Below are 13,217 nucleotides of genomic sequence, written 5' to 3'. Positions count from 1 at the left end.
CACATACTGGATGGCTTCATTGAAAAATCAAGTTTTGACCCCATATTTAATATTAACGCTGACCCCGAGGTTTGGAGACGCATCATGGCTTATAGCGAAAAAGTAATTGACCATTACGAAAACCCTCGTAATGTAGGTGTATTAGACAAAAATGCTGAAAACGTAGGTACAGGTATGGTCGGAGCACCTGCATGTGGCGACGTTATGCGTTTACAGATCCAAGTAGATGACAACGGTGTGATTGAAGAAGCACGTTTCAAAACTTATGGTTGTGGCTCTGCTATTGCATCAAGCTCTTTAGTGACTGAATGGCTAAAAGGCAAAACTTTAGATCAAGCTCAAGCGATCAAAAACATTGATATCGCAACTGAACTTGCTCTTCCTCCAGTAAAAGTACACTGTTCTGTACTGGCTGAAGATGCTATTAAAGCTGCTGTTGAAGACTACCGCAGCAAAAAATCTAAAGCTTAATTGCTTCGCATTTTAAAGAAAGATTAGGGAGTTTTCATGATCAACTTAACTGAAAATGCTGCAACTCATATCAGCAATTATTTAAAAAATCGCGGTAAGGGTGAAGGTATTCGCGTTGGCGTGAAAACTTCAGGCTGTTCTGGTTTGGCTTATGTGCTTGAATTTGTCGATTCAATTGATGCACATGACACCACCTTTGAGCAGTTTGGGGTGAAAGTATTTGTAGACCCAAAAAGCTTGGTTTATCTCGATGGTATGGAGATGGACTACGTGAAAAATGGTTTAAACGAAGGCTTTGAGTTTAACAACCCAAACAAAAAAGGCGAATGTGGCTGTGGTGAATCTTTCACGGTATAACAGTTCATTAACTTGCTTTTCAACATTAAAACAGTGTGTATCACACTGTTTTAATTGCATTTACATAGAGTGTTTTTGCTTTCGCAATGACCCCCAATTTAGCGCGGAATCCCTCTCCTATGAATCATTTTGAGTTGTTTAACCTCCCAGTAGCACTCGATATTGATTTAGCAACCTTAAAATCAGAATTTTTAAAGTTGCAGCAACAATATCACCCAGATAAAGCTCTCGATAAAGATCAAGCCCTCATAAAATCAAGTGAGATCAATCAAGCATTTAAAGTTTTATCTCAGGTTGATAGCCGTGCAGGATATTTATTAGGATTAAAAAAACAAGATTATCATCTTGATCAATCCATCAACGATTTTGAATTTCTCCAGTCTGCCTTAGAAATCCGTGAACAACTTGATGAAGCACGTTCAGCAGATGAATTACAATCACTCAAATTAGACGTTCAACAATGGATTGATGGTTTAGTCCGCGAATTCAAAATTGATTTTGAAGAGGAAGATTGGGCTGAGGCACGTGATGATGTCCGCAAACTTCGCTTCTTTGTAAAAGTCATGCATGACATAGATAAAGCTGAAGATCGTTTTGAAGATGACGATAGCTTTGATTTAGATGATGAATTTTAACTTATTTTTAATTTTTGACGCTCAAAGGATGTAACACATGGCTCTCTTGCAAATTGCAGAACCTGGACAATCAAGTGCGCCACATGAACACCGTATTGCCATTGGTATCGACTTAGGTACAACTCACTCTCTAGTTGCAACTGTACTTTCAGGCAAAGCAAAGGTTTTGCATGATGAACAAGGTCGTGTCTTACTCCCATCGATCGCGCATTATGGTGTAAATCAAACCCAATATGGCGACGAAGCAAAACCATTTTTGACTGCTGATCCTAAAAACACCATCGTTTCAGTCAAACGCTTTATGGGACGCTCTAAAACTGACATTAAGTTTCAACACCCCTACACTTTAGTGGGGGAAGATAATCAAATGCCAGCTTTTGAAACCGCTCAGGGTCGCAAAACCCCTGTCGAAGTGTCCGCTGAAATTTTAAAGCAACTGAAAGATCGTGCTGAAGCGAGCTTAAAAAATGAAGTCAATGGTGCAGTGATTACCGTTCCTGCATACTTCGATGAAGCTCAGCGTCAAGCGACACGTGATGCCGCACAACTTGCGGGTTTAAACGTATTACGTCTTTTAAATGAGCCTACTGCTGCTGCAGTTGCCTATGGTCTCGACCAAGAAACCAATCTTGCGCATGATCACAACTACGTGATTTATGACTTGGGTGGCGGTACCTTTGACGTTTCAATTTTACGCTTTTCACAAGGCGTGTTTGAAGTGTTAGCGACGGGTGGTCACACTGCATTAGGTGGTGATGACCTTGACCGTTTAATCGTAAAATGGGCGAAAAAAGAACTCAACATTGAGCAGTTCGATGACACTGAATATGCACACGTTTTAGTTGCTGCACGTAAAGCTAAAGAAGCTTTAACCGATGCAGAAAGCGTTCATTTACAAGTCCTAGAGCACAGCTTGACTCTTGATCGCACGACATTTGAAAGCATTATCAAAGTTGCTTTAGATAAAACGATTAGTGTCTGCAAACGTGTCCTCCGCGATGCCAAACTCGAACTCAACGACATTCAAAACGTAGTTTTGGTCGGTGGCTCAACTCGCTCTTATGCTGTACAAAACGCTGTACGCGATGTGTTTGCTCAAGAGCCATTATGTACCATCAACCCAGATGAAGTTGTTGCTATTGGTGCATCGATTACAGCCAATCAGTTGATTGGAAACACAGCCGATGGCGCATTACTGCTTGATGTAACTCCGCTTTCTCTCGGTCTGGAAACCATGGGCGGCTTGGTTGAGCGCCTTATTTCACGTAATACCGCAATCCCAGTTGCACGTCGCCAAGAGTTCACCACCTACCAAGATGGCCAAACCGCGATGCTGATTCATGTGGTTCAAGGTGAGCGTGATTTGGTTGAGCATTGCCGTAGCTTAGGTCGTTTTGTCCTTCGCGGCATTCCACCAATGACTGCGGGTCAAGCGCGTATTGAAGTGACCTTCCAAGTGGATGCCGATGGCCTACTGACGGTTTCAGCTAAAGAAACAACCTCTGGCGTACATGCACAAATTGATATCAAACCATCATATGGTTTGGCTGATAGCGATATGGAACGCTTACTGCTCGATGGTTACAAGTTTGCTGAAGAAGATAAAAATCTTCGTCACTTACAAGAAACCAAAGTTGAAGCAAAACGCGAACTCGAAGCTTTAGAGCAAGCCCTAAAAGTGGATGCTCACCTGCTCACGAGTGAACAACAAGTTGCATTAAATGCGGCCAAAACTTCATTAGAAGCAACACTTGAAACAACAGAAATCAAAGCAATTGAATCTGCTGTTGAACAGCTTAAAATATACAGTGATGCTTTTGCAGCAGCACGTATGAATCAGCATATCGATGCAGCGCTGAAAGGCACAAAACTCGACGACTGGTCAAACTCAAACTAATTTATAGGTAAAGACTATGCCACGTATTAAAGTTCTCCCACATGCGCAAATCTGCCCAGAAGGTGCTGAGTTTGAAGTTGAACAGAATGCGAATCTTTGTGAAAGCTTACTGAAAAATGGAATCAAAATTGAACATGCGTGCGATATGTCCGCTGCATGTACAACTTGCCACGTTGTGGTACGTAAAGGCTTTGACAGTTTAGAAGAAATGAATGATGTTGAAGCTGATCTACTGGATCGTGCTTGGGGCTTAGAACCTGACTCTCGCTTGTCTTGCCAAGTGAAGTTAGTGGATGAAGACTTAGAAGTTGAAATTCCTAAATACACAATTAACCACGCATCTGAAAATCACTAATTTTCAAAGCATAAAAAAGCCACTCATTGTAGTGGCTTTTTTACGACTCTCGCTTTGTATCTCATCCTATCAACTTAATGATATTCATTTTTTTGAACAGGTTCTATTACTTCATCTTCAAGATTGAGTTTAACGATACCTTGCGAGTTGGTCATCTTCTGCTGGGTTTGAATGCGTTGAATCATTTTTTCTAAAACTTGAATCAACTGCGGATATTCAAAATTCTGCACTTCATCTAAGTTTAGCAGCAAATGAAACCCTTTATATTCATAATCAAACCAGCGTTGATAGTCTGATTTTTGCGACGTATATTTTTCAACGACTTGCCACGTTTTCACAGCACCTTTAATCCCCTTAAGGAAAATTGGTGCTTTCGGCGCACAAAGATAATCATTTTTTACTAAATTATGTGTATCGTCCGAAATTAAGATTTCATCCACTTGCGCTGCACTTTGTAAGCGTGCAGCAAGGTTTGCATCACGACCAACAATGGTATAAGCCATACGGTGCGATGCGCCATAGTTCCCTACGTGGCAATACCCTGTAGAAATTCCCATACGAATATGTAATGGCGGATAACCCATTTTCACCCAACGCTCGCGCAGGATTTTCATTTGCTGACGCATCGCCATAGCCATTTCCAAACAGTTTTGAGCATCACGCTCTACACCTTCAGAATTAGGGTCACCAAAGAACACTAAAATTGCATCCCCCATGAATTTATCCACAGTACCTTCATATTGCTTCGCAATCTCGGTCATGTGTTTTAAATAATCATTGAGTAGGAATGCTAAATCATCCGGAATTAAGCTTTCAGAAAGCTCTGTAAAACCCTGAATATCTGAAAAGAAAACTGTCAGTTTCTTACGCTTGTATTCAATTTTCGCTTCAGACTCACCCTTCATAATCGATTGCCACAACTGAACTGGTGCATAGCGACTCAGCTGATTGGCAAACTCCATATAACGGTTCATCTGATCGAAATAGTGATTTTTGCGGCGGTATATGTCTTGCATTTGGTTGCGCTGATAATAGCTACCCACGCCAAAATAAGTGGTGAGGCACAAAAAACCCAATACGATCAGTTCGGTACTGGTAGCCTCGAAATACTCACCAAAACCGAAGACAAAGATAATTGAGATATAAAAGACAACCACCCCAATCAGGCTGGCCAAAGACACCATCAAAAAAGAAATTTTATTGCTAATAGCCGTGTAAAGCATAGCAAAAATGGTTAAAAATGTGAGTACGATACTGAGATGTACAGCGGCTAAAATGATCGCAGTAATGACAATATCAATAACAAACATTACACCGCGTCGCATCTTATTATTGAAGCGATAACCTAACCACCTTGAAAATGGGGGGGTGATCAATAATACAATGAGCAACAGCAGCGGCACGTAAATCTGATATTGAGTATCTGCCATCGTATAATGATAGACGATGGTTATTAAAGACAGCATGCCATATCCCATCGCACGATGGAAATACTCAAATTGTTTGGGCTCTTTAGATAACCAATCGTCTAATGGCACTGCTCGTTCCCCATTATGCTCACGATCAAATCATCCCTGATTTGATTTCTCACGTGTATTAGTCCATACGCCAATCGAATGGCATATCACCTTGACCACGTAGTGCAAGCATTAAAGTTTGACGCATATGCGCAAGCACTTCATTGCTATAAGGAACAGCGGGTGTACCCCAAACTGGTTTTGGCCATGCGACGTCGTTTTGATAACGTACAACATGGTGAAAATGGAGCTGCGGAACCATGTTACCTAAAGCAGCAACATTCATTTTGTCAGCACGGAATACACGAGCCAATTGGCTTGATAACCAGCTTGACTCACGTAAAAACTGTTCTTGGTCGGCTTGACTGAGCTCATATAACTCAGTGATGCCTGGCACGCGTGGAATTAAAATTAGCCACGGGAATTGCATATCATTCATTAAGCGACATGTTGAAAGTGGAAAGTCGCCTACAAAAAACGTATCTTGAGCAAGTTGTGGATGCAAACTAAACATATCTTTATAAATGATGCAAATTAGAATAATGGCTAATACTATCACATCCAATCAGAGGTGAATATTGCAAGCAATGTGTTTCAACACAAATAAACTACGTTTTACTTTGAACCACATCACATTTATTACTTTAATAAATTTCATCAAAAAATCAAGTCTTTCTTTTTATAGCGCAAGTCCGCAAAAAAGACCTGATATCTGTATGAAATCACAGCAAATTAGAGCTAAATTTTAATGCAATTCTTTCAATAAACTTTCCAATAAGTCATTGATAAATTGAATTCGTTTTTCATAGTCCTCTAGCATCACCATGACCTTTAAGCGCTGGCCACCCTCCATCCTAAAAAAGGTCGGGTGTTTTTGCATCATCTGAATAATACTAATCGCCTGAACAGGAGTATCAGGTGAGAATTCAATCACCCCCCCATTAGCAGCAATATCCACTTTGGTAATGCCCAGTGTTTCTGCTTTCAAACGCATCTGATGCACAGCAAAAAGCTGCTTCACAGGTTGTGGCGGTATCCCAAAACGGTCAATCAACTCCATACGAATGTTATCGAGTTTTTCCTGACTGTCCGTATTACTAATACGCTTATAGAACAATAAACGCTGATGGACATCTCCTAGATATTCATCTGGAATCAAGGCCGGCATATGTAAATTGATTTCTGCGGTCAGTGAGAGTGGAGCATCGAAATTTGGGGTTTTGCCCTTTTGAATGGCTTTGGTCGCCTTTTCGAGCATCTCCATATATAAGCTATAGCCAATGGCTTGCATTGAACCACTTTGTTGCTCGCCAAGTAGCTCACCCGCTCCGCGAATTTCTAAGTCTTCCGTCGCTAACATAAAGCCCGCACCTAATGTCGATGCCCGCTGAATCGCATCCAGACGTTTTTCAGCATCACCTTTTAATCCTTTGATGGATGGCACCAACAGATAGGCATAAGCTTGGTGATGCGAGCGCCCTACACGCCCACGTAGTTGATGCAACTGCGCTAAACCCAGCTTATCTGCCCGCTCAATTAAAATGGTATTGGCATTCGGAACATCAATCCCTGTTTCAATAATGGTTGAGCAGACCAGCACGTTATATTCTTTATGGTAGAACTGCTGCATGACTTGTTCTAACTCGCGTTCACGCATTTGACCATGTGCAACAGCCACACGTGCCTCAGGGACCAACTCTCGAAGACTCTCCGCTGCACGCTCAATGGTTTCTACTTCATTATGTAGGAAATAAACTTGTCCACCACGTAGTAACTCACGCAAGATGGCTTCTTTAACTGAATCACCCGTATGTTCTTGCACAAAAGTTTTTACCGCTAAACGTCGTGCAGGTGGTGTAGCAATAATCGATAGATCACGCATACCACTAAAGGCCATGTTTAAAGTCCGTGGAATTGGAGTTGCAGTCAGAGTCAACATATCCACATCTGCACGCATTGCTTTAATCCGCTCTTTATCACGTACACCGAAGCGGTGTTCTTCATCCACAATCATTAAGCCTAAGTCTTTAAACTGGACACTTTCTTGTAGAATTTTATGCGTACCAATCACGATGTCGACTTTGCCCTCAGCTAAGTCTTCGATCGTTTTCGTATGTGATTTACTGCTGCCAAAACGAGATAAAACTTCGATACGAATAGGCCAATCGGCAAAACGGTCTTTAAACGACTCATAATGCTGTTGGGCCAGCAACGTCGTCGGCACCAAAACTGCCACTTGTTTGTTGTTCTGCACGGCCAAAAAGGCAGCCCGCATTGCCACTTCGGTTTTACCAAAGCCTACATCACCACAGACCAAACGATCCATAGGTTTAGCCAATTGCATATCATATAAAGTCGCTTCAATTGCATTGGCCTGATCCAGTGTTTCTTCATAGGCAAAACCACTGGCAAACTGCATATATTGACCATGCTCTAGCTCAAAACCAAAACCAGGTTTGGCTTGACGACGAGCTTGGATATGCAATAACTCCGCTGCTACATCATGGATTTGCTCGAGTGCTTTACGCTTTGCTTTGCTCCAAGCATCTGTACCCAACTTATGCAAGGGTGCCAAGTCTGGGTCGCCACCACTATAGCGACTAATCAAATGTAAATTGGTCACTGGAACATAAACTTTGGCAGCATCAGCATAATCAAGTTGCAAAAACTCATAGTCTTGATCATCAATGCTTAAGGTGACTAAGCCCGCATAACGCCCCACACCATAGTCGATATGCACCACCGGCGCACCCATACTCAGTTCAGTCAAACTACGGATGAGAAACTCTTCCGAAACCTCTTGCTGGCGTTTACGACGACGCTGTACAACACGATGCTCATACAACTGATTTTCAGAAATGATGCTAATGCTGTCTTTTAATACCAAGCCACGCTCTAATGGCGCACTGGTAATTGCAATGGCATGCAAGGATTTTTGAAATTCAGCAAAATTCTCAACATTAGGAATCTCTCCCAATGTGGCGCGCAATGCATCTTTCAAAGTTTCACGACGCCCAGCGCTTTCAGCAACCAGCAATACTGGATGATTAGCAGCATCAATATACTGTTTAACCGCATGAAAGGGCTTTTCATGTTTAGGATCGACCGCTAAACGTGGTGGAAGCTCCGTGTTTAAATTAATCACACCCGCTTTTAGATCAAAAGCCTCGACTGAGGCAATAATGCGGGGAAAGGTATTGAGCTGTTCTAAAACTTGATTGGTCGAAATAAAAAGCTGGTTAGGGGCTAAAATTGGCTGGTCAACATTATGACGACGGTCTTCATAACGTCGATCGATTTCTTTCCAAAAATTATCCAAACCATCATCAACTTGCTTATCTGTAATGACGATGGAATGACTTGGTAAATACGAAAGTAGTGTACTTTGAGCTTCCATCTGCGCAGCACTGAAAAATAGTGGAAAATAGAATTCGATACCTGGTGATGCAATTCCTTCTAACACATCCTGATAAATTGGATTTTTCTTTGGATTTGCCGTCGGAAACATTTCTGCATAGCGATCACGAAATATGCTGCGTGCCTCTTTCAGCGGAAACTCTTTAGCCGGTAATACGGAAAATTGTTTTAAGTTTTCCGTAGTGCGCTGTGTTTCAGGATCAAAAAATTTGAGGGTTTCAATTTCATCATCAAACAAATCTATGCGAATTGGGGCAGCTTGACCTGAGGCATAGATATCCATAATGCTACCCCGAACCGCAAATTCACCATGGTCATATACTGTGTCGACCAAATGATAGCCTGCTTGAATCAAACGCTTCTTTTGCTGTTCCAATTCAAACTTTTGACCAACGTGAATATCAAAGTGTTCTCCCAACACCCACGACGTCGGCGCTACACGCTGCACCAAGGTCGAAGCCGAAATCAGTAAGACGCCTGTTTGCGGCATATTGGATAAAATTGCGAGACGCTCAGACACAATATCTTGATGAGGAGATAAACGGTCATAAGGCAGAATTTCCCAGTCTGGGAAAATGGTCGGTCGAATACCGTAAAATTCAAATTCACTTTCGAGTTGTGCTAAGTGTTGATTATTTTTTGCCACAACCACAAAGAGCTTTTTATTTTGTGAACTTAACGTTTGAATGAATAATGCAGCTGAAGAGCCGAGCAAATTTCCCAGCCAACGTTTTTCGCCTGCTTTTAGTTGTTGCACATTCAGTTGGGAGATTTCTTCTTGGAGCATGGACATGGCTTTAGCGTTTAAAAACATGCGTCATATACTAGCATGATGTCCTCACGCTGCATGTTATTTTTCACGACAACAACAACATCAATCTAGCGCTAAGTCCTTTTTACAACTCAAATTTATGGCTTTTAAAAGACTTATTTTTTGTCACGTATAAACTGGTAATAATAGTCATTGAGTAGCTTAATCATTCGCTTTAGCTCAGTTAAGTTTTCTAGATTATTACCTAAACGTGCGACAAATCGTTCATTGGCAATTTCCAAATCGATCTTTTCATTGATTAACATAGCACTATAAAAAAGTGCATTGAGGTCATCAAACTGACTAATTCTACGATTTGAAAAATAGACCAAACGTTCAGCATGTATGGCATTTAGTACAATACCTTCAATGATAAAGCCTTTTTCATCATCATATTCAATCTGATGCTGCTGCAAAAAAAGTTGTTCTGGTGCATCTTTCTTTAATTTAAATAATTGACTTAATTTACTCAGCATAGACATCTAATCATGGTTCTTCACTCAAGCTTATTGTAGTTCTAACTACTACATTTTGTTAGCGTGTATCGGCTAAAAAGTATAAAAGCAGCGCATTGACTACTTTTATACCTATATATAGTTATAAATGTTCTAGCTAGCGTATGCTAAAGATACAACCTTAGGCGTCACCTCAGCAGCCAAGTTTCAAATGAGAAATGTGACCTAAGGGTTATTAAGTCAACAACCCTTTCTCCAATACCGCTCACCGAACTGTTTTGTTTTCCGCAATACACTGTTTACCCATTTCATCACATTTCGCATGGCCTAAGATTCGATTAAACAAAGTGAGAATACCAACACTAATTAATTGCTAAACATAGCGCCACTGTAGAAAGTATTGGTCGATTAAGATTTATTGACAAAGTCATTTGGTTGAATAACCTAGCATTTACCTTAAGAAAGGAATACATGCTTTAATGCAAGATTGGCCAGCACTTGGTTGCTATTCATATTAGTTGAGATGCCCGCTACACGCTGATAGAGATCTAAGGGAAAAGCGTGTAACCAACTTTCAGATGGTTGGATCAATTGCTCACATGCCACCGCAATGGCCTGCACAATTTCATGAGAGATTTTTGCCAAATGTGCAGTTAATTTATGCTGACTCTATTTTTACTTACGCCAAAGCATGCAGAAAATGCCATTGAATTCCTATTTTCTAATTAGAAATTTGAAAGTATTCCTATAAACTCAAAGTATGAATGCCCCAAGAAAGTTAGTTAAATAGTGAAATATTCATCTTTTCCATCCATTTCATCACTATAAATACATTTCATAAATGAAACATTTTATATGGAAATGTGCCTATTCTGCAGGCAATGTAATTTTACGTAAGCAATAAAAAATCAAAAATTATAACTAGCCCGCTGATTTTACGGAATAAAAGCGTAAAATTTCACTTACCCTATAAAAAAAGAATAATAAACGATCAATAAACAGCATATTTTCAACAACTTATTGTTTAATTTTAAAAAACAATTAATAATTACACAAAATATACAAAAACACCTCACAACTGTTACAGAGTGTAATTTTATTTTTATGCTTGAATCGCCGTCTCAAACAAAGCGATTAAAAAATCTCCCAAGTCGGATTTTGCCAAGGAATGCCTATGAGTCAAATTAACCCCACCCTCGTCACATTTTTAGTTTATATCATTGCCATGGTTGGCATCGGTTTGTATGCATACAAGTCTACAAACAACTTTGATGATTACATCTTAGGTGGTCGTAGTTTAGGAAGTGTAGTTACTGCGCTTTCTGCAGGTGCATCAGACATGAGTGGCTGGTTACTGATGGGCTTACCGGGCGCAATTTATTTGTCTGGTTTGTCTGAAGCGTGGATTGCTGTAGGTCTGATCATTGGTGCATGGCTCAACTGGTTATTGGTTGCAGGACGTTTACGTGTACATACTGAAGTCCAAAACAATGCCCTCACCCTGCCTGATTATTTCACAGGTCGTTTCGCCGATCGTAAACGTATCTTGCGTATGATCTCAGCGATCGTCATTTTAGTATTCTTCGCGATTTACTGTGCTTCCGGCATGGTGGCTGGCTCACGTTTATTTGAAAGCATCTTTGGCTGGGACTACACCACTGCTCTTTGGATTAGCGCAATTGCAACCATCAGTTATGTATGTATCGGTGGCTTCCTTGCAATTAGCTGGACAGACACATTCCAAGCAGGCTTAATGATTTTTGCTCTGCTGCTTACCCCAATCATGACTTATCTTGCGATTGATGGTAATGCTGCACAGTTCACCGTCTTACTTGAAACGGCTCGCCCACAAGCGATGCATATTGTTTCTGAACTCAGCACTGTTGCCATCCTGTCATCATTGGCATGGGGCTTAGGCTATTTTGGTCAGCCACACATTTTAGTGCGCTTCATGGCTGCGGATTCTGTGAAAACGATTCCTGCTGCGCGTCGCATTGGTATGACATGGATGATTTTATGTCTAGGTGGTGCGGTAGGTGCTGGTTTTATTGCCATCGCGTACTTCCAACAACACCCTGAACTAGCGGCTGTGGTTTCTCAAAACCCTGAAACTGTGTTCATGGAACTGACTAAACTCTTATTCAACCCTTGGATTGCGGGTATCATTTTAGCTGCAATTTTAGCTGCGGTGATGAGTACATTAAGCTGTCAGTTACTAGTTTGTTCTACAACATTGACAGAAGACATGTACAAAGCATTCATCCGTAAAACCGCTTCTCAAAAAGAATTGGTCTGGGTGGGTCGTTTCATGGTTATTGCTGTTGCTGTTCTTGCAATTTGTTTAGCAAGCAACCCGGACAGTAAAGTTTTAGGCCTTGTCGCTTATGCATGGGCAGGTTTTGGTGCAGCATTTGGTCCACTGATTATCTTGTCTTTGTTCTGGAAGCGCATGACCTTGAATGGTGCTATTGCAGGTATTATTGTTGGTGCGGTAACCGTGATTGTGTGGAAAAATGCATTAGGACACTTAGGTCTATATGAAATTATTCCAGGCTTCATCTTCTCTTGGATCAGCATTGTAGTTGTAAGCTTAATGGGTAAAGCCCCTGAAGCTGAAGTGGTACAACGCTTTGAACAAGCAGACAGCATGTACAAACAAGCGATGGCTGAAATGAAAGAAGAATCTACACAACGTTAATTGAACGTGTAGATGCAAAAAAGGGGCTTTTAAGCCCCTTTTTTGCATCTCATGTACTCAATTATTTCGACAAGGGTTTGTATTTGAGTTGAATACGTGAACTTTCTTTGATGACTTCCATCACTGGATAACTGCGCGTTTCTTTAACGCCCGGCAGTTGCCACAAGACTTGACCTGAGATTTTTCGGAACTCATCCATACTGGCACAGCGAATCTTCACCACAAAATCAAAGCCTCCACTGGTCATATGACATTCCACAATTTCATCATGCTGTAGCACGGCATGGCGAAAATCTTCCAAGACATGTGGGGTGGTTTTATCCAAAAGTATCTCAACAAAAACCACAAAACTGGCATTGAGCATGTTCGGATTTAAGCGTGCTTCATAACTCAGAATAAAGCCTTCCTTGGTTAATTTTTGCACCCGCGCCAAAGCAGCCGTCGCTGATAAGTTCACTTCTTCGGCAAGTTTAATATTCGATATTTTTCCATCTCTTTGAAGAATATCTAATATTTTGATATCTGTTCGGTCCAAGCTAAAAATTGGGCTCGTCATCTGAATTAATCTCTAAATAGCATACAAATTATAGTGAGTTATTCGGCA

The 13,217-nt window shown here is 41.0% G+C and carries 12 protein-coding genes; 6 read left to right on the top strand and 6 right to left on the bottom strand.

Annotated features, from left to right (window positions below):
• Window positions 1–84 precede the first annotated feature (84 nt).
• The 5 genes from iscU (at window position 85) to fdx (ending at window position 3,715) form a co-directional block, all read left to right on the top strand.
• Window positions 85–471 (top strand): Fe-S cluster assembly scaffold IscU, encoded by a 387-nt coding sequence (gene iscU / locus F986_RS16365; RefSeq protein ID WP_004697007.1) that lies wholly within the window; start codon window positions 85–87, stop codon window positions 469–471.
• Between the two features lie 36 nt (window positions 472–507).
• Window positions 508–828 (top strand): iron-sulfur cluster assembly protein IscA, encoded by a 321-nt coding sequence (gene iscA, locus F986_RS16360; RefSeq protein ID WP_004697006.1) that lies wholly within the window; start codon window positions 508–510, stop codon window positions 826–828.
• A gap of 119 nt (window positions 829–947) precedes the next feature.
• A complete protein-coding gene (hscB, locus tag F986_RS16355) occupies window positions 948–1,463 on the top strand; it encodes a Fe-S protein assembly co-chaperone HscB (RefSeq protein ID WP_004697004.1) in 516 nt (171 codons plus the stop codon).
• Between the two features lie 37 nt (window positions 1,464–1,500).
• Window positions 1,501–3,360 carry a Fe-S protein assembly chaperone HscA gene (gene hscA / locus F986_RS16350; protein ID WP_004697002.1) on the top strand — a complete coding sequence of 620 codons (1,860 nt, stop codon included), beginning with the start codon at window positions 1,501–1,503 and terminating at the stop codon, window positions 3,358–3,360.
• Window positions 3,361–3,376: 16 nt separating this feature from the next.
• Window positions 3,377–3,715, top strand: coding sequence for an ISC system 2Fe-2S type ferredoxin (fdx, locus tag F986_RS16345; protein WP_004697000.1), 339 nt, complete (start codon window positions 3,377–3,379; stop codon window positions 3,713–3,715).
• A gap of 74 nt (window positions 3,716–3,789) precedes the next feature.
• On the opposite strand, the gene F986_RS16340 is transcribed toward fdx, so the two are convergent.
• The 5 genes from F986_RS16340 to F986_RS16320 all read right to left on the bottom strand — a co-directional run bounded on the left by F986_RS16340 (window position 3,790) and on the right by F986_RS16320 (window position 10,560).
• Complete coding sequence (locus F986_RS16340; RefSeq protein WP_004696998.1) at window positions 3,790–5,253, bottom strand: adenylate/guanylate cyclase domain-containing protein; 1,464 nt, start codon at window positions 5,251–5,253, stop codon at window positions 3,790–3,792.
• A gap of 58 nt (window positions 5,254–5,311) precedes the next feature.
• Window positions 5,312–5,746 carry an HIT domain-containing protein gene (locus F986_RS16335; protein WP_004696995.1) on the bottom strand — a complete coding sequence of 145 codons (435 nt, stop codon included), beginning with the start codon at window positions 5,744–5,746 and terminating at the stop codon, window positions 5,312–5,314.
• A gap of 231 nt (window positions 5,747–5,977) precedes the next feature.
• Window positions 5,978–9,436: a transcription-repair coupling factor gene (gene mfd, locus F986_RS16330; protein WP_026056431.1), complete on the bottom strand. Its 3,459-nt coding sequence runs from the start codon at window positions 9,434–9,436 to the stop codon at window positions 5,978–5,980.
• A gap of 140 nt (window positions 9,437–9,576) precedes the next feature.
• Window positions 9,577–9,942 carry a hypothetical protein gene (locus tag F986_RS16325; protein ID WP_004696992.1) on the bottom strand — a complete coding sequence of 122 codons (366 nt, stop codon included), beginning with the start codon at window positions 9,940–9,942 and terminating at the stop codon, window positions 9,577–9,579.
• 429 nt (window positions 9,943–10,371) lie between these two features.
• Window positions 10,372–10,560 carry a hypothetical protein gene (locus F986_RS16320; RefSeq protein WP_017396890.1) on the bottom strand — a complete coding sequence of 63 codons (189 nt, stop codon included), beginning with the start codon at window positions 10,558–10,560 and terminating at the stop codon, window positions 10,372–10,374.
• Between the two features lie 529 nt (window positions 10,561–11,089).
• On the opposite strand from F986_RS16320, the gene putP reads away from it, so the two are divergent.
• The gene (gene putP / locus F986_RS16315; protein ID WP_004696990.1) at window positions 11,090–12,613 is read left to right on the top strand and encodes a sodium/proline symporter PutP; all 1,524 of its coding nucleotides are present in this window, start codon (window positions 11,090–11,092) and stop codon (window positions 12,611–12,613) included.
• Window positions 12,614–12,674: 61 nt separating this feature from the next.
• Here the strand turns inward: putP and F986_RS16310 are convergent, their stop codons facing one another.
• Window positions 12,675–13,169: an Lrp/AsnC ligand binding domain-containing protein gene (locus F986_RS16310; protein ID WP_004696989.1), complete on the bottom strand. Its 495-nt coding sequence runs from the start codon at window positions 13,167–13,169 to the stop codon at window positions 12,675–12,677.
• Window positions 13,170–13,217: the final 48 nt, after the last annotated feature.

Source organism: Acinetobacter johnsonii CIP 64.6, assembly GCF_000368045.1.
GTDB classification, from domain to species: Bacteria; Pseudomonadota; Gammaproteobacteria; order Pseudomonadales; family Moraxellaceae; genus Acinetobacter; species Acinetobacter johnsonii.
The sequence above is the reverse complement of the archived record's forward strand: the minus strand, read 5'-3'. Positions and strand labels throughout refer to the sequence as shown.

Bases quoted from the DNA above. Each gene is read 5' to 3' on its own strand.
- iscU (WP_004697007.1), top strand. From the start codon at position 85: ATGGCTTATAGCGAAAAAGTAATTGACCATTACGAAAACCCTCGTAAT.
- iscA (WP_004697006.1), top strand. From the start codon at position 508: ATGATCAACTTAACTGAAAATGCTGCAACTCATATCAGCAATTATTTA.
- hscB (WP_004697004.1), top strand. From the start codon at position 948: ATGAATCATTTTGAGTTGTTTAACCTCCCAGTAGCACTCGATATTGAT.
- hscA (WP_004697002.1), top strand. From the start codon at position 1,501: ATGGCTCTCTTGCAAATTGCAGAACCTGGACAATCAAGTGCGCCACAT.
- fdx (WP_004697000.1), top strand. From the start codon at position 3,377: ATGCCACGTATTAAAGTTCTCCCACATGCGCAAATCTGCCCAGAAGGT.
- F986_RS16335 (WP_004696995.1), bottom strand. From the start codon at position 5,746: ATGTTTAGTTTGCATCCACAACTTGCTCAAGATACGTTTTTTGTAGGC.
- mfd (WP_026056431.1), bottom strand. From the start codon at position 9,436: ATGCTCCAAGAAGAAATCTCCCAACTGAATGTGCAACAACTAAAAGCA.
- F986_RS16325 (WP_004696992.1), bottom strand. From the start codon at position 9,942: ATGTCTATGCTGAGTAAATTAAGTCAATTATTTAAATTAAAGAAAGAT.
- putP (WP_004696990.1), top strand. From the start codon at position 11,090: ATGAGTCAAATTAACCCCACCCTCGTCACATTTTTAGTTTATATCATT.
- F986_RS16310 (WP_004696989.1), bottom strand. From the start codon at position 13,169: ATGACGAGCCCAATTTTTAGCTTGGACCGAACAGATATCAAAATATTA.